Origin of the sequence: Methylorubrum populi (assembly GCF_002355515.1) — a bacterium.
Classification (GTDB): Bacteria; Pseudomonadota; Alphaproteobacteria; order Rhizobiales; family Beijerinckiaceae; genus Methylobacterium; species Methylobacterium populi_A.
On record NZ_AP014809.1, the window covers coordinates 382106 to 398905 of the forward strand.

General features: G+C 71.2%; 14 protein-coding genes. 6 read left to right on the plus strand and 8 right to left on the minus strand.

Features of this window, described 5'->3' with window-relative positions:
• Positions 1-16: 16 nt before the first annotated feature.
• Positions 17-1897, minus strand: a complete 1881-nt coding sequence (locus tag MPPM_RS01725) for a S9 family peptidase (protein WP_096483335.1) — start codon at positions 1895-1897, stop codon at positions 17-19.
• A gap of 71 nt (positions 1898-1968) precedes the next feature.
• Complete coding sequence (locus MPPM_RS01730) at positions 1969-2889, minus strand: L,D-transpeptidase (RefSeq protein ID WP_096483337.1); 921 nt, start codon at positions 2887-2889, stop codon at positions 1969-1971.
• 341 nt (positions 2890-3230) lie between these two features.
• Between MPPM_RS01730 and MPPM_RS01735 the strand changes: the two genes are divergently transcribed.
• From MPPM_RS01735 to MPPM_RS01750, 4 genes are all read left to right on the plus strand, one after another.
• Entirely contained in the window at positions 3231-3503 is a 273-nt protein-coding gene (locus tag MPPM_RS01735) for a hypothetical protein (protein WP_096483339.1), read from the plus strand.
• A gap of 131 nt (positions 3504-3634) precedes the next feature.
• The gene (locus MPPM_RS01740) at positions 3635-4882 is read left to right on the plus strand and encodes an exonuclease SbcCD subunit D (RefSeq protein ID WP_096487670.1); all 1248 of its coding nucleotides are present in this window, start codon (positions 3635-3637) and stop codon (positions 4880-4882) included.
• A 10-nt stretch (positions 4883-4892) separates the two neighbouring features.
• The gene (locus tag MPPM_RS01745; RefSeq protein ID WP_096483342.1) at positions 4893-8639 is read left to right on the plus strand and encodes an AAA family ATPase; all 3747 of its coding nucleotides are present in this window, start codon (positions 4893-4895) and stop codon (positions 8637-8639) included.
• A gap of 265 nt (positions 8640-8904) precedes the next feature.
• Positions 8905-10164: an MFS transporter gene (locus tag MPPM_RS01750; protein ID WP_096483344.1), complete on the plus strand. Its 1260-nt coding sequence runs from the start codon at positions 8905-8907 to the stop codon at positions 10162-10164.
• An 87-nt stretch (positions 10165-10251) separates the two neighbouring features.
• Here MPPM_RS01750 and MPPM_RS01755 read toward each other — a convergent pair whose 3' ends face one another.
• Positions 10252-11019 carry a ComF family protein gene (locus tag MPPM_RS01755; RefSeq protein WP_096483347.1) on the minus strand — a complete coding sequence of 256 codons (768 nt, stop codon included), beginning with the start codon at positions 11017-11019 and terminating at the stop codon, positions 10252-10254.
• 29 nt (positions 11020-11048) lie between these two features.
• On the minus strand, positions 11049-11276 hold the full coding sequence (locus MPPM_RS01760) for a hypothetical protein (protein WP_096483349.1): 228 nt from the start codon (positions 11274-11276) through the stop codon (positions 11049-11051).
• Positions 11277-11471: 195 nt separating this feature from the next.
• Here MPPM_RS01760 and MPPM_RS01765 point away from each other — a divergent pair, with 195 nt between their 5' ends.
• Entirely contained in the window at positions 11472-12365 is an 894-nt protein-coding gene (locus tag MPPM_RS01765; protein ID WP_096483351.1) for a methyltransferase domain-containing protein, read from the plus strand.
• On the plus strand, positions 12362-12718 hold the full coding sequence (locus MPPM_RS01770) for a DUF427 domain-containing protein (protein WP_096483353.1): 357 nt from the start codon (positions 12362-12364) through the stop codon (positions 12716-12718). The genes MPPM_RS01765 and MPPM_RS01770 overlap by 4 nt, the downstream gene beginning before the upstream one ends.
• A 9-nt stretch (positions 12719-12727) precedes the next feature.
• On the opposite strand, the gene MPPM_RS01775 is transcribed toward MPPM_RS01770, so the two are convergent.
• The 4 genes from MPPM_RS01775 to argJ are packed head-to-tail and all read right to left on the minus strand — an operon-like array spanning position 12728 to position 16671.
• On the minus strand, positions 12728-14269 hold the full coding sequence (locus tag MPPM_RS01775) for a DUF6880 family protein (RefSeq protein ID WP_096483355.1): 1542 nt from the start codon (positions 14267-14269) through the stop codon (positions 12728-12730).
• A gap of 31 nt (positions 14270-14300) precedes the next feature.
• Positions 14301-14717 carry a (deoxy)nucleoside triphosphate pyrophosphohydrolase gene (locus tag MPPM_RS01780; RefSeq protein WP_096483358.1) on the minus strand — a complete coding sequence of 139 codons (417 nt, stop codon included), beginning with the start codon at positions 14715-14717 and terminating at the stop codon, positions 14301-14303.
• Positions 14714-15430, minus strand: coding sequence for an SIMPL domain-containing protein (locus tag MPPM_RS01785; RefSeq protein WP_096483360.1), 717 nt, complete (start codon positions 15428-15430; stop codon positions 14714-14716). The genes MPPM_RS01780 and MPPM_RS01785 overlap by 4 nt, the downstream gene beginning before the upstream one ends.
• Positions 15427-16671, minus strand: a complete 1245-nt coding sequence (argJ, locus tag MPPM_RS01790; protein ID WP_096483363.1) for a bifunctional glutamate N-acetyltransferase/amino-acid acetyltransferase ArgJ — start codon at positions 16669-16671, stop codon at positions 15427-15429. The genes MPPM_RS01785 and argJ overlap by 4 nt, the downstream gene beginning before the upstream one ends.
• Positions 16672-16800: the final 129 nt, after the last annotated feature.

Sequence of the window (16800 nt, forward strand, 5' to 3'; positions counted from 1 at the left end):
TCGAGCGGACACCGTTTCATCCCTCCCGCACCACCTGCATCGACGTGCCGCTCGATTCCGCCGCGCGGATCGGCTCGCAGCGTCCGCCGAGATGGCGGGCCAGGAAGTCCTCAGCACGGGCGAAGAAGGCGAGGCGGTTGGCCGGGCGCACGAGGCCGTGGCCTTCGTCCGGGAACAGCAGGTAGGTCACCGGGATGCCGCCCCGCTCCATCGCCGCGACCATCTGGTCGGATTCGTCCTTCTTCACCCGCGGATCGTTGGCCCCCTGAACGATCAGCAGCGGCGCCTTGATCCGATCGGCGAAGTAGACCGGCGAGCGCTCGCGGATCAGGGCCATTCCTTCTTCGGTGTCGGGATCGCCGATCGCGCGGTGAAGCTGCGCCCGCATCGCCTCCCAATAGGGCGGGATCGTTCGAACCAGCGTTTCGAGATTGGACGGGCCGACGAGGTCGATGCCGCAGGCATAGGCGTCCGGATTGCGCGTCAGGGCCATCAGCGTGGCGTAGCCGCCGTAGCTCCCGCCCATGATCGCGACGCGGGCCGGGTCGGCCACGCCCTCGGCCACCGCCCAGGCGACGGCATCGCTGAGGTCGTCGTCCATCCGCCTTCCCCATTCGCGGTCGCCCGCGTTGACGAAGGACTTCCCGAAACCGATGGAAGAGCGGAAGTTGACGCTGAGCGCGGAATAGCCGCGGTTGGCCAGCCATTGGTGGATCGCGTCGAAGCCGAAGCTGTCGCGTCCCCACGGCCCGCCATGGACGAGCAGCACCAGCGGCCCCGGCGCCCGCGCATCGATCGGGCGGGTAAGGTAGGAGACGAGTTCGAGCCCGTCGCGGGAGCGTATGATCGCCGGGCTCATCGGCGCCAGAGGCGCGCCCTCCAGTTCCGGCCGGGCACTGCCCAGGGAGCGCAGGCTCTTCGCGCGGCGGTCGTAGATCGCGGCCTCGCCGACGCGGGTGTCGGAGCGAGCGACGACGATCCAGAGGGAATCGTCCTCGGTTCGGCTCGCCGGATACCAGTCTCCGAGCCCCTGGGTTTCGAGAAAGGCGAAGTCGTCGGCGAAGCGCGGGTCGAGCACGTGCCAGGACTTGCGGGCGTGGGTGACCGAGTAGGCCACGGGCTCGTGCGTCTCGGCATCCTGCAGCACGGCGCCGATATCCGCCTCGTCGTGCGCGGCGAGCACGCGGATCTCCCCGGTGGCGAGATCGATACGGGTCAACGCGGCGGTGTCGCGGCCGCGGCTGTCGCGGCAGAACAGGGCGGTGCCGGCGGCGTCGAGGTTTTCCGCGCCCGAGACACGCGCATCCTCCGGTGGGAAGGTCAGCCAGGGCTTCCAGTTCGTGCCGTCCGGCGCGAGCAGCTCGCTCGAACCGTCCGGACGATTGCGGAAGGCGAAGCGCACGGCGTAGCGCTCATCGATGAGGAAACCGAGGAAGCCTGGATTTTCGGCAACCAAGCGGCGCTCGCCGGTGGCGAGATCGATGCTGTGGATGTCGTGGAAGCGCGGGTCGCGGTCGTTGATCGCCACCAGCACGCGATCGCGCACGATGCGGCTGAGGCCGACGATCGCCGCCGCGATGCCGGGGATCGGCGTCAGGTCGCGCCGTTCGCCCGTGTCGAGATCGACGACGTAGAGGTGGTGGTTCTCGTCGCCGTCCGCATCCTGGACGTAGAGCAGGTGGCGGCCGTCATAGGCGAAGGCATAGGCGTCGATGCCGCGCCGCCGGTCGGTGGTGACGGGTGCGGCGGCGTCGAGATCGTCGATCGGCGCCGACCAGATGTTGAGCACGCCCTCGAAGGGCGCCACCCAGCCCAGGCGGCGCCCGTCCGGGCTGATCTGATGGCCGTAGCGCGTCGGATTGCCGAACAGGTGCTCGCGCGGGATCAGATCGACCATGGCGTCTCCTCGAAGTCCGGCGCCCGCCCGAGATGGCGGGACGCTCGTCTCTCGAGGAAACTATCGCGGGATCAGCCGAGCACCACCACCTTGGCGCCGACCTCGACGCGGTTGAACAGGTCGATGGCGTCCTGATTGATCATGCGGATGCAGCCCGACGATACGCTCTTGCCGATGGAGTGCGGCTCCAGCGTGCCGTGGATGCGGAACAGCGTGTCCTTGTTGTTCTGCCAGAGATACATCGCTCGCGCGCCGAGCGGGTTGCGGCTGCCGCCGGGCACGCCGAGGCCGCTCTGCAGCTTGTCGACCTCGCGGGCCAGATCCGGCCGGCGGGCGATCATCTCCTTGGGCGGATACCAGTCCGGCCAAGCCTGCTTCGAGTTGATGGTCGCGGTGCCCGACCACGAGAAGCCCTGCTTGCCCACACCGACGCCGTAGCGCCGCGCCCGGCCGTTCGGCAGGATGAGGTAGAGGAAGTGCGCCTTGGGATCGACCACGATCGTGCCCGGCGGCTCGGTCGTGCGGAAATCGACCTCCTGGCGCAGGTAGATCGGGTTGAACTTCTTGTAGGCGATCGCCTGGACCGGGAAGGGCTCGTTGGCGATCGCCGCGTAGGCCCGCGTGTAGTCGATCGGGCCGTTGTCGGGCTCCTGCGGCGGCACGGGGTAGCCGGCCTGCTGCTGGCGCGGAGTCTGGTTCGGCGCCTCGGCGGCGGGCGGCGGCTCGCCGTAGCGCTCGGCCCGTCGGCGGGCATAGGTCTCGGCATCGATATCCGTCTGCGCGTCGGGCACCGGGCGCCCGTTGCTGACGCGGCCGTTATAGGGAACGTACTGCCCTCCGCGGCGGCGGAAGAGATTGCCGTTGCTGTCCTGGTAGAGGCGCTCGTCGTCGAACCCGTCGAAGGTCTGGGCGAGGACGTGCGCCGGCAGGATCGCGAGCCCGAGGCTCGTCGCGGCTCCGAAAAGAAGCTTACGGCGGTTCTGAAGTGACATGGATCGCTCGATCGAATGGGCCGGGCCGAGAAACGTCTCCGGAATACGGAAGAACGGTCACGATCATCCGGGCCGGCTGAACTGCCCCGCTTGTTCCCTAGCAAGGAAGAGCACGGGCGTCAGGGCCGGACGCGACCGTCACAGCTCCTGCACCGGCAAGTGTGCGAACATTGTGTCCGAAAGGTTACACGCGGGTCCGCTATGCGCTTCGCGGGCGGCTTTAACGATTTCGCAAAAAATGTGCGGATTGCAGGGCAAATTGTGGCGAACGGCGATTGCATTGGCGGGGCGCCACCCTAGATCAAGCGTGACCGTACGGCCCCGACCACGGACTCCTTCCCTTGCGCGCCTCGCTCCTCCGCTTCTCGCTCGGATTGCTCTGCCTCGGCCTGATGCTTCCCGGTGAGGCCATGGCTGCCCGCAAAGCGGCCCCGCAGCGCCCGGCCAAAACGATCGTGAAGACAAAAGTCGCGCAGACGGAAACGAAGGCGCCGCCCGCCGCGCCGCAAACGGCCTGGACCGCGGCCGAATCGGCCAATTGCGGTCGCGTGCGGCGCAAGCTCTGGCAGGCCGACGAGGGCTGGATCGTCAAGACGGTCACCGTCTGCCACTGAGGGCGCGGTCCGCGAGCCACAGGAGATCCCGGCCCGCTGCCGGGATACACTCGAAGCCGGCGGCACAACCCGCTACAAGCCGCCTGACGGCGGCGGCGGTCGCTGCCCGGTCTCGGTAAGTGGCGTCCTCAGTGATCCGCGTTCTCCATACGGGCGATTGGCATATCGGCCAGACCCTGCGCGGCTTCTCCCGCGAGCGCGAGCACGACGCCGTGTTCGGCGGCCTCGAGAGCATCGTGGTGGAGCGCGAGGTCGATGCCCTCGTCGTGGCGGGCGACGTGTTCGACAGCCAGAACCCGTCGGGGGAATCACAGGCACGCTTCTACGCGCTGATGGCGCGCCTCCACGCGGCGCGGCCGGAGATGACCATCGTCATCACCGCGGGCAACCACGATGCCGCCGGACGCCTGGAAGCGCCGCGCCCGCTGCTCGAAGCCATCGGCGTCCACGTCGTCGGCAATGTCCGCCGCCGCGACGGCGCCATCGACCTCGAACGCCACCTCGTGCCGATCCGGTCGGCCGGCGGCGAGGTGGCGGCACAGGTGCTCGCCGTCTCCTACCCCACCGCCGCCTGCCTGCCGCCGCTCTCTTCCTTCGGCAGCGAGCGGCGCATCGGCGAGCCCTCGCCGATCGTGCGGGCGGTGCGCGACCTTTACGGGCAACTCTTCGAGGCGGCCCGGCCCCGGCTCGCCGGCCTGCCGCTCCTCGTCACCGGTCATCTCCACGTCGCCGGCGGCCTCGAATCGGAGGGCGCGGAGCGACGCATTCTGGTAGGCGGCGATCATGCGGTGCCCGCCGACGTGTTTCCGGAGGAGGCGCGCTACGTGGCACTCGGCCATCTCCATCGGGCGCAGGGCCTGGGCGGCGGGCAGGTACGGTATTGCGGCTCGCTGATCCCGCTCTCGGCCGCCGAGCAGCCCTATCGCCACGGCGTCACCCTGGTGACTCTCGGCACGGGCGCAGCGGAGATTGAGCATATCGCGATCCCCCGTCCGGTCCCCTTCCTGCGCCTGCCGGCCTCTGGCGACATGCCCCTCGCCGATCTCGGCGACCATCTCGCCGCGCTTGCGCTCGACCCCGACCTGCCGATGGAGGCGCGGCCCTATATCCAGGTGCGGCTCTCGCGCGAGGGCCTGCTTCCCGGCTACCGGGCCGAGGTAGACCGTATCGCCGAGAGCTTCCCGGTGCGCGTGGTCGACGTGCGGGTCACGGTGCCGCCGCGGGCCGCGATCGAGATCACGGAATCCGAGGCGCCACCGCCGCGTCTGTCGGAGCGCGATCCGGAGGAGCTGTTCCGCCTCGCCTACCGCGCGAAGTGGGACGAGGAGCCCGAGCCCGCCCATCTCGACGTCTTCCACCGCGCGCGGGCGGAAGTCTGAGCCGCCCGCCATGCGCATCCTCGCGATCCGCGGCGAGAACCTCGCGAGCCTTGCCGCGCCCTTCGCCGTCGATCTCGCCTCCGAACCGCTCGGCGCCACCGGCCTGTTCGCCATCACCGGCGAGACCGGCGCAGGCAAGTCCACCATCCTCGACGCGCTCTGCCTCGCGCTGTACGGCCGCTATCCCCGCGTCGCGGTGACCCGCCGCGAGGACGTGCCCGATCCGGGCGGCGAATCGCTCAGCGCCAGCGACGGACGGGCGATCCTGCGCCGGGGCGCCGGATCCGGCTTTGCCGAGGTCGATTTCATCGGCCGGGACGGCATCGCCTACCGTGTGGGCTGGGAGGCCTATCGTGCCCGGAACAAGCCCACCGGCAAGCTTCAGGTCGAGCGGCGGCGGCTGCATCGGCTCGATGACGGCAGCGCGGTTGCCGCGGGCAAGACGCAGGTGCTCGACAAGGTGGTCGCCCTGACCGACCTGACCTTCGACCAGTTCCGCCGCACGGTGCTGCTGGCGCAGGGCGAGTTCGATGCCTTCCTCCTCGCGGCGGAGGGCGAGCGGGCCGAGCTGCTGGAGAAGATCACCGGCACCGTGATCTATTCGGAGATCTCGAAGCGGGTCCATCTCGGCTACGAGGAGCATCGTCGCGCGGTCGAGGCGCTGGAGGTTCGCCAGGGCGAGATCGGCCTGCTCGACGCGGCCGGCGTGCAGGCGCGCGAGGCCGAGCGCGCGGAGCGCCTCGCCGAGGTGGCGGCGTGGCGGGCAGCGCAGGCGGCGGTGGAGCGCACCCTCGAAGCCGCGCGCCGCATCGAGGCCGCCCGCTCGGCGCTCGCGCGGGCCGAGGAGCGTGCCGCCGCGGCGCGGGCGGCGTCGGAAGCAGCGGCCCCCGACCGAATGCGGTCGGCCGAACTCGAGGCGGTCGAGCCGCTCCGCGGACGCGCGGAGGCCCTCGAAGAAGCCGTCCGCGAGCGGGTGGCGGCGCAGGCTCACGTCCAGACCGTCGCAGACCGTGTCGCGGAAGCGCGCGCGGGCGCCGAGGCGGCCGAAGCGCAACGGACGGAAGCGAGTGCGGCGGACGAGGCGGCGGAGGCCGTGTTCAAGAGCTTCGGGCCTCTCTGGGATCAGGCCGCGAAGCTCGATGAAGCGATCGCCCATGCAGAGCGTGAGGCAGAGGGCGCCGCGCAGGCGGCCGTCCGCTCGGCCGAGGCCGCCGAAGCAACGGGCGCCGCGCTCGCCGTGCTCGACCGGCGCCTCGCCGAGGCTCGGCAGGCGCGCGACGCTGCGGCGGGCCGCCTCGCCGCCGACCAATCCCATGGCATCCTGGCCGAGCGCGGCGAGGACTTCGCCCGCCGCATTCGCGAGCGCGCGCGGCTGCGCGGGCAAGCGGAGATGGCGGCGCAGGAGGCCGCCGCGCGCCGGGCCGAGATCGCCGCTTGCGATGGGGAGGCCGAGAATGGCGCCGCTCGCCTCGCCGCGCTGCGCGCTCGCCGCGAGGCTCTGGCCGCCACCCGTACTGCGCGGGAGGCGGCGCTCGATGCCCTCGCCGAGCCCGCCGTGCAGACCCGCGCCATCGCCCTCGAAGGATTGCTGGACGCATTGCGCGACGCCTACGCCTTGGCGCAGCGCCACGGGACGGCGCTCGCAGACCGGGCGGCCGCCTCTGAAGTGGAGACGGAGGCCGGCGCAGCGTTCGCCGAAGCCGCCGCCCGCTTCGCAGCGGAAGAGCGGGCCCTGCAGGAGGCCGGAATTCGGCGGGCCGAGATCGCACCGCTCGCCGAGTTGGCGCAGGAAAGCGCGTCGCGCGAGGCGGCGCGGCTGCGCAGCCTGCTCGTGGAGGGAGTGCCCTGCCCCGTCTGCGGCGGCCTCGATCATCCGCATGCCCACGGATCCGATGACGCACTCGGACGTCTGGCCGAGGAGTTGCGCACGCGCCGTGCCGAGCTCGACGCCCGGATTTCCACGCATCAGACGGCCCGCGACCGGGCCCGGGGCGATGCCGCGGCGGCGGAGGGGCGCCACGACGACGCGCAGGAGCGAGGGGCCGCTGCAGCCGAAGCGGCGGCCTCCACCGCCGCCCGCTACCGCGCCGGTCTTCCCGTTCTGATGACCGCACTCGATGCGTCGGGGCTCGCCGTCACGCTGCCGCCGGAGCCGGATCTGTCCCGGCTCGGCGAGGCCGGCGCCGCCGCGCGCGCCGAGCGCGACGCCAGCCAGCGAACCCTCGCGGCGGCACGGGCACTGCGCGGCGAGATCGACGAGCTGATCCGCGACCGCGACACCCTCGACGTACAGATCGAGACACAGACCCGCGGTCTCGACGCGCTCGCGCATCGCCGGGCTGAGGCAGCCCTCGCGGCCGAACGGGCGGAAGGTCACAACGCCTCCCTCCTGCAGCGGATGATGGACTTGGCCGCAGAGATGGGACCGGCGCTCACTGCCGCCGATCTCAGCCCGTCCGATCTTGACCGTGCGCCGGAGGCCTGCCTCGACCGGATCCTCGCGCTCGGGCGGGACTACGCGGCCCTGCGGACGCAGCATGCCAGTCTCGATGCGCAGTGTGTGGCCCTGTCGCCGGAGCGGGCGGCGGCCGCCGCCCTGAGCGATACCGAGGCGCGGTCGGCCGCGAAGGCCCGGACGGATGCGGCGGAGCGGCAAGCGCGTCTCATCGAGGCGCGTACAGCCAGGGCCGGCCTGCTCGGGGGCGAGGCGACCGGTCCGCACCGCACGCGGCTCAACAACGAGCGCCGCGCGGCGCGCGAAACACTCCAGGCCGCCCAGGCCGCCAGTGCCGAAGCCGCCCGCGCGCTCACCGGCGCCGTCACCGAAGCCGCGGCCGCCGCCGCGGCCCTGGAGCGGGCAACCGCGCGCCACGAAGCGGCCGAGACCGCCTTCGCGCAGGCCTGCGGCGAGCGCGGGCGCGAGGCCGTGGCCGCCCTGCTCGCCGTCCCGGCCGAGATACGGGCGGCGCTGCGGACCCAGCTCGAGCGGCTCGCCCGCGAGGAGGCCGAAGCAGCCACCGCCCTCGCCACACGCCGCGCCGATGTCGAGACCCTGAGCACCGAGGTCGAGATCGACGTTCCCGCCGCCCAGGCCGAAGCGACGCGGCTTGCCGAAGCCACGGCACAGGCGCAGCAGCGCCTCGGCGCCCTCGACGCGGAGCTGCGACGGGATGAGGCCGCCCGCGCCAAGGCGGCCGATCTCGCGCGGGAGATCGAGGTGGCGAAGACGGAGCTTGCGACCTGGCAGCGGGTCGAGGAAGCGATCGGCTCGGCCGGCGGCGACCGTTTCCGCCGCTTCGCGCAAGGTGTGACGCTCGATCACCTCGTGCATCTCGCCAACGATCAGCTCAAGGGCTTGAGCCCCCGCTACCGCCTCGCCCGCAGTGCGGGCGCCGATCTCGCCCTCCATGTCGTGGACCGCGACATGGGCGACGAGCGCCGTGCGACCCGCAGCCTGTCCGGCGGCGAACGCTTCCTCGTGTCGCTCGCCCTGGCGCTTGCCCTCTCGGGGCTTGAGGGGCGGCAGGCCTTCGTCGACACGCTGTTCATCGACGAGGGCTTCGGCTCGCTCGATGCCGAGACCCTGGACATGGCGGTGGATGCCCTTGAGACGCTTCAGGGCCGCGGCCGCAAGGTCGGCGTCATCACCCACGTGGCGGGGATGATGGAGCGCATCGCCGTGCAGATCCGCGTGGAGAAGCGCGGCTCCGGGCGCAGCGTGGTCCGCGTGGTGGATCGCGGCGCTGCCGTCGTCTGAGGCCGTGCAGCCGCTGCTTCGTTCCTAGGCAGTGCTGCATCCGGCGGCAGCACGAAGCGGGCCGCGGGCTTCCGGATACCGCCGCCCTGGCTGGATCCGAGTTGGCACGCACTCTGCATTGATTCCTTCGCTGCCCCCCTGGGCAGCCGGCGGGGCAACGGCGCCTCGCGCTCGGACGGCGCCGTGTCCGGACACACTCTCCCGCATGAACGGCCCTGCCCGGCTCCGGCCGAGCGGCGCGTCTTCGAGCCCAGCGAGAACGCCGATGGCTTCCTTCAAGACCGTGATGAAGTCGGGGCATCCCCCGACCCTGTTCGCCGCGTTCCTCTACTTCGATTTCTGCTTCGCGATCTGGGTCCTCAACGGCGCCATGGGCCCGTTCATCACCGAGACCTACAAGCTCACCCCCGCCCAGACCGGCTTCATGATCTCGCTGCCGATCCTGGCCGGTGCGATCATGCGGTTCCCGCTCGGTGTGCTGGCCCAATATATCGGCCGCAAGAACGCGGCCCTGACCGAGATGGGCGTCATCGTGTTGGCGATGGCCTACGGCTTCTTCTTCGTCTCATCCTACAACGACGTGCTCGCCATGGGCGTGCTGCTCGGCATCGCCGGCGCCTCCTTCGGCGTCGCGCTGTCGCTCGGCTCGGGCTGGTTCCCGCCGGAACACAAGGGACTGGCCATGGGCATCGCCGGTGCCGGCAATTCCGGCACCGTGCTCGCCGTGCTGTTCGCGCCGCCGCTGGCCCAGGCCTATGGCTGGCAGGCGGTCTACGGCTTCGCCGGGATCGTGATGATCGTGCCGATCCTCGTGATGATCTTCCTCGCGAAGGAGCCGCCGGATTGCCACGGCCAGAGCTTCAAGGAACACGTCTCCTGCCTGTTCACCAAGGATGGCTGGGCCTTTTCGCTGATCTACGTCATCACCTTCGGCGGCTTCATCGGCCTGTCGAACTTCCTGCCGACCTTCTTCTACGAGCAGTTCGCGGTGACGAAGGTCGAAGCCGGGCGCCTGACGATGCTCGCTGCTCTGATGGGGTCCGGCATCCGGATCCTCGGCGGCTACTTCGCCGACCGGATGGGCGGCATCCTCGTGCTGTCCCTGGTGCTGCTGGCCGCGATCGGCTCGTTCCTGGCGCTGACCGCGACCCCCTCGCTCGCCGTGACGACGCTGCTGTTCATGCTGTGCTTTGCCGCGCTCGGTGCCGGCAACGGTGCGCTGTTCCAGCTCGTGCCCCTGCGCTGGCCGACCAACACCGCGGTCGCCGGCTCGATGATCGGCGAGGTCGGCGCCCTCGGTGGCGCGATCCTGCCCAACGTCATGGGCTTCTCGAAGGAGTTCACGGGCGGGTTCGCCTCCGGCTTCGTGGTCTATGCCGTGTTCACGGCCCTTGTGCTCGGCTGCCTGTTCCTGTGGCAGCGCAAGTGGGTCGGCGCCTGGGTCGGTCCCCGCGGCAAGGTGCTCGAGCAGCCGACCGAGGTGCAGGTGCAGGCCGCTGGCCGGATGGAACCCGCCAGCGCCTGACGCCGAGGCTGCATCGATGCGTGATCGGACCGGGGGCCTCCAGGCCCCCGTTTCCGTTTCAGCCGGCGCTCTCGCGCGGCGAAAGGGTCAGATCCCCTCCCGCGTCACCGTCGCGAAGGTCAACAGATCGACGTTCACGGCCCCGGCGCGCAGCAGCACGCGGGCGGCGGCATTGCCCGTCGCGCCGGTCGTGGTGACGTCGTCGATGAGAAGGAGACGCCGGCCGGCGATCCGCGCGCGACCGGCTTCGGTGACGCGGAAGGCGCCTTGCAGATTCTCAGCGCGCTGGTGGCGCGTCAGTCCGACCTGGGGTCGGGTCGCCTTGACACGGGCGAGCGCGCGCAGGTCGCAAGGCTTACCCCTGCGCCGTCCGATTTCGCGCGCCAGCACGGCCGATTGATTGAAGCGCCGCCGCCAAAGCCGCAGGCCGTGCAGCGGCACCGGCACGACGAGGTCCGCCTCGTCCAGCAATTCGCTCCCTGCGGCCGCCATCATGCGGGCCATCGTCCGGCCGAGGTCGAGGCGATCGTTGTATTTGAGGCGGTGGACGAGATCGCGCGCCGTACCGTCATAGACGGCGACCGCCCGGGCGCGTCCGAAGACCGGAGGCTCGGCGATGGCGCCGGGCGAGATCAGGCTGCCGATCCCGAGATCGAGGGCGAAGGGGGTGCCGAGCCGCTCGCAATAGGGGCGCTCGATCAGACGAAGCCCGCTCCAGCAGGCGGCGCAGAGAGCGTGGGGCTGTCCCGTGGCCGCCCCGCAGGCGACGCAGGTGGGCGGATAGATCAGCCCGATGGCGGACGCGGCGAGGCGATGCAGCCCCTGCCGCAGGACGAGAAGTCCGGTTGCCGCCACCGACGGCCGGTCGCTTTGGGACGGCGCCGTCAGCGGGCGTTGCCGTCCCGGTCGCCCTGCCGCGTCGCCTTGTCCTTCTTGTTCGCCTCATGCCGTCCGATGGCGCATCCGGCCGCGGCGCCGACAACGCCGTGCCCGGCCATGTGCCCGGCAATTCCACCCACGACGGCGCCCTTCAGGCAGCCCTTCGCTTCCGCGGTTCCTGCCAGCGCGACGGCGGCAAGGATCAGAGCGGCGCGGATCACAATCCGAGTCATCTTCAACCTCTTCGATCGACGTGCGAAAACGGGGAGACGCCGATTCCGTTCCGGGTCATTTCGTCGCCGAAAGATCGCGCGCATGACCGGTTGACGAAGTCGCTTCACCCTCGCCGACGAAGTCTGTTCGGCGCGCGGCTCGGACCGGGTGATTGCCCTGGCCGCAGCGCGCTTCCAGCCCCATCTGCCTATGCGATGAACGAGTCCCCTCCCCTGTTTGATCCCGCCCTTATTCGCCGACGCATCGCGCGCGCGCGAGAAGCGGGCTATGCCGGCTTTCTCGTCGAGCGGATGGTGGAGGATCTCGAGGACCGCCTCGCGGCGGTGACGCGATCCTTCGCCCTCGGCCTCGATCTCGGCACGCCCTTACCGGCCCTGTCGGATCGGCTGCGAGCCAGTGGACGAGTCGGGCGAATGATCCGCCTCAGCCCGACGGCGGAGCCGGGCCACCCGGTGGTCGGCGATCCCGAATTGCTGCCCTTCGGCCCCACTGCCGGGTTCGACCTTGCCGTATCGGTGCTGGCGCTCCAGCACGTGAACGATCTGCCCGGTGCCCTGCTGCAGGTGCGCCGGGCGCTCAAGCCGGATGGCCTGCTTCTGGCCGGACTCCTCGGCGGCACGTCGCTCACGGAGTTGCGACAGGCCTTCCTCCAGGCGGAGAGCGAGACGGAGGGCGGCGTGAGCCCCCGCGTCGCTCCCTTCGCCGAGCTGCGCGACCTCGGCGGCCTGCTGCAGCGAGCCGGGTTCGCCCTGCCGGTGGTGGACGCGGAAACGATCACCGTGCGCTACGGCGATCCCTTCTCGCTGATGCGCGACCTGCGCGCGATGGGCCTGACCAACGCCCTCAGCGACCGCCGCCGCGTGCCGCTGCGGCGCGCCACGCTGATGCGGGCCGCCGCGATCTACGCCGAACGCTTCTCTGATCCCGACGGACGGCTGCGGGCCACCTTCGAGATCCTGTGGCTTTCAGGCTGGGCACCCCACGAGAGCCAGCAGAAGCCGCTGCGGCCCGGCAGCGCGAAGGCGCGCCTCGCCGATGCCCTCGGAGCCGCCGAGCACCGGCTGCCGATCGATGGAGAACCCTCATGAGGGAGCCGGGTCCGGCCCATCCGATCACCATCACGCCACACCGGGGTCCCGTGCGGGTTCGGCTCGACGGCCGGGTCATCGCCGAGACGCGACGGGCGCTGGACCTGTGCGAAGCGGGTTACGAGGCCGTCCTCTACATCCCGCGCGAGGACGTCGCCGAGAGCGTCCTGGTCCCGAACCCGCGGCGGAGCTACTGCCCGTACAAGGGCGAGGCCTTCTACTTCGATCTCTCGGCCGGCGGCATTCCGCAGGCCGCGGCGGCGTGGTCGTACGAAAATCCGTATCCGGCGGTAGCGCGGATTCGCGGCCACGTCGCGTTCTATCCGGATCGGGTCGATACCATCGAGGCGTGAGGCAGGGCCTCACGCCACCACCTGGGACCAGAAACCGCTCTTGCGCCCGTGCGCCTTGCGGAGCTGCGCCAGGTAATCGGCGTGGCTCGGCGTGAGCGCGCCGGGCGCGAGGTCGCCGGCCAGTTCGCCGAGCCGCGCCAGGTGTCGGGCACCGTGGCCGTAGGCCGGTGCGCGGGCGCGCGCGAGGATGTCGTCGACCAGCGCACGATAGAGGATGCTCGCCGCCAGCGGATGGTCCGGCTCCAGCGCTTCGGCGGCCGGAGCCAGCAACTCCCAGATCCGGCCGGACCACTCCTCGCGCCGCTCGAGGACGAGCCGCGCGGCGCGGTCCAGGTTGGGCCAGCGGACCAGGAAGTAGAGGCCGCCATGCGGGTCCTTGCGGTTCGCGGCGTGGGCGAAGGCGCGCTCCAGCGCCTCCTCGTCCTCGAAATCCGGCAGGCGGGCGAGGTAGTCGCGCAGGGCCTGCGGATCGAGGCTTTTCTCGAAGCGCGACCAGCGCAGGTTCTGCGCCTCGTCCTTCCGGCCGAGGGCGTCGAGAACGCGGATCTCGACTGCTTCCCGCTCACGGTCCGGCCCTTGGGACTCGACGCTGCCGGCCAGCCAATCCTCACGAGTCGTCAAGGCCGGTCCGCGCTTCTGCTCGCGCCGGATCCAATCGAGTGCCTCCGCGGCGCGGCCTGCGGTGAGCAGGCGCTCGGCTACGGCGACGCGGTCGGGCCGCTCGGGCGACATCTCCAATTCGAGGGCGATGAACGCGTCGGCGTCGCCGCGGGCATCGGCGATGACCTGACGCAGGCGGTTCAGACTCAGGCGACGGTAGCGGCGCTCCCAATCCTGACCGGCCGGTCCGATCGCGGCCGGATCCGACCTCGCGCGGGTCGAGGCGGGAAGCGCCGCGATGGCTTCGACCAGGCGCGCGTCGAGCGGCGCGAGCGCTTCCTGCGGAAGTTTCGGCAGAAGATCGTCCAGCAGGGCACCGACGAGGCCGAAGCCGTCGCGCTCGAGACCGTCGAGGGCGCGGGTCGCGAAGCCGAGCGCGTCCTCGGCCGACAGCCCCGTCGCGAGGCCCGCGGCGGCCTCGGCGGCCGCCTCGTAGACTGCGTGGACCTGACCGTTGGAATCGTCCACCCGCTCCAGCGTCGCGTCCGCACTTCGGAGGAAGCGCAGCAGCCGGTCGAGGGCCATCTCGGGATCGAGCGGCTTCAGGTCGGCGAGGATGGTCGCCAGCGTGGCGTCGAGGTCGGCGGCGAAGGCCCTGCGCTTCTGCCAGTCGATGTAGCCGCGCGCCTTCTCAAGCGCCGAGAGACGGCGGTCGATCATCGCCGCCACCCTGTCCGGCCCCTGGAGCGCGGCGAGCGCGGCAGTCACCCGCTTCTTGAATGCGGCGCTCTGGCCGATCTCCTCGAGGATCAGGGCGATCAGCCGCTCCTGGCTGAGGGCCGCGAGGCTTTCCGCGGTCGGCGTGGTGCTTCGGGACTTTCGTGGCTTCGCGTCGACCGGCGCCGTCGTCGACGCCGCGCTCTCGACTGCCGCCTTTGCCCGTCGCGCCATCGTTCCCGTTCCTCTGCGGGCTCGGGCCCGGTCAGGGTCCGAGCAGGTCGATCAGGAAGGGGATCAGCGGCAGGTCGGCCGGCGGCATCGGCAGGTCGCGCAACGCCCCCGGGCGCACCCAGCGGAGCGCCTGCGCCTCCCGTGACTGCGGATTCCCGTCCCAGCGTCGGCAGATGTAGAGCGGCATCAGCAGGTGGAAATCCGGATAGGCGTGGCTCGCGAAGGTGAGCGGCGCGAGACATGGCTCCTTCACCGTGATGCCGAGCTCTTCCGCGAGCTCACGGATCAGGGTCTCCTCCGGCCGCTCGCCGGGCTCGACCTTGCCGCCGGGGAACTCCCAGAGGCCGGCCAGCGCCTTGCCCTCTGGCCGCTGCGCCATCAGCACCCGGCCGTCGGCATCGACCAGGGCCGCCGCGACGACGAGCAGGAGCCTGACGGGGACGCTCATCGGCCGATCGCGAACACGGCTTCGACTTCCGCCGAAGTCTCGATCGAACCGGCTTCAACCGGCACGGCGGTGCGGCCACGGGACGGGGCCGCCTTCATCGCCAGACCGTAGGGCGCGGGGCGAGGCGCCTCGGCTCGCGGCGGCGAGTCGATCGAGATCACGGTGCCGAGCTTGACGCCGGTCGCCTCGGCGATGCGCTCCGCCTGCGCCTTGGCATCCTTCACGGCAGCGACCTGCACAGCGGCATCCGCCGCGGCCGGGTCGCGCAGGCCGAAGCTGATCCCCTGGATCCGGTTGGCCCCCGAATCGAGGGTGCGCCGCATCAGTTCGCCGAGCTTGCCCATCTCCGCCAGCCGCACCCGCACGCGGTTGCTCGCCGTGTACCCTTCCTCGCGCTCACCCATCGTGCCGTCGGGCAGCCGGACGTTCTTGATCCGCGGCTGAAGGGTGATCGCGGAGGTGCCGATATCGGCCTCCGCCACGCCCATTTCCTTGGCCGTCGCGACGATGCCCTTCGCGGCCTGACTCGCGGCATCCAGGGCGGCGGCCGGCGTCGCGCCGCGGCTCTCGACGCCGATCTCGACGGAGGCGAAGTCCGGCGCGACCTCCTGCGAGGCCCGGCCGATCACCCGGATCCGGCCGGGCTCGTCATCGGCCGCGGCCGGCGCCACGGCGAGGAGCAGAAGGGCGCCTGCGAGCGCGAAAGACTTCACGAGCGGTAGTCTCCGTTGATGGCGACGTAGGCCTTGGTGAGGTCGCAGGTCCAGACGCGGGCGCGGCCCTGGCCGAGGCCGAGTTCGACGCGCACGGTGATCTCGGGCCGGCGCATCACCGCGCTCGCCGCCTCCTCGCTGTAATCGGGGTCGCGGGCGCCCTGCACCGCGACGCGGACATCGCCGAACCAGATCGCGAGGCGGTCGCGGTCGGCGGGCTCGCCGGCCTTGCCGACCGCCATCACCACGCGGCCCCAATTGGCATCCTCGCCGGCCACCGCCGTCTTCACCAGCGGCGAGTTGGCGATCGACATGGCGATGCGGTGGGCGGAGGCATCGCTCTCGGCGCCCTCGACCTCGACGGTCACGAGCTTGTTGGCGCCCTCCCCGTCGCGGGCGACGAGCTGCGCGAGTTCGATCAGCAGGTCATTCAGAGCCGCGCGGAAATCCGACAGCTTGGGATCGTCGGCGCGGGTGACCGTGGCGTTGCCGGCGGCCCCGGTGGCGAAGAGCAGCAACGTGTCGGAGGTGGAGGTGTCGCCGTCCACCGTCACGCAGTTGAACGAGGTCTTGGTGCCCTCGCTCAGCAGCGCCTGCAGCACGTCCTGCGGCAAAGCCGCGTCGGTGAAGGCGAAGGCGAGCATCGTCGCCATGTCGGGGGCGATCATGCCGGCGCCCTTGGCGATGCCGTTGATCGTCACCGTCACGCCGTCGATGGCGACCCGGCGGGTGGCGAGCTTCGGGAAGGTGTCGGTGGTCATGATGGCCGTCGCGGCCCGCGTCCAGGCCTCGGCGCCGCCCTCGGCGCGGGCGGCGCAATCGGCCAATACGCCCTCGAACTTGCGCGCGTCGAGAGGCTCGCCGATCACGCCGGTGGAGGCGATCATCACCGCCTCCGGCGCGCAGGAGGCAGCCTGCCCGGCGATCTCGGCGGTCAGCGCCACGGCTTTGCGGCCTTTCAGACCAGTGAAGGCGTTGGCGTTGCCCGAATTGACCACCAGCGCCCGCGCGCCCTTGCCGGTCTTGAGGGCGTCGCGGCACCAATCCACCGGCGCGGAGGGGCAGCGCGAGCGGGTGAACACGCCCGCGACCTCGGTGTTCTCGGCGAGCGCGACGTAGAGCACGTCCGTGCGGTTCTTGTAGCGGATGCCGGCCTGAGCGGTGGCGAGGCGCACGCCCGCGATCTCCGGCAGCGACGGCGACACGGCGGGCGCCAGGGGGGAGATTTCCGTGGATGACATCGGTCGTCGGCTCCGTCTCGTACCCGCTCTCGCCCGGTCGGCCGCGTCGGGAGGGGCGGCCTCGCACGCGCAGGCGACACGGGCATGAAGCTCAAAGGTCGCGGGCCGCTCTGTTGCGCCCGCCGGGCC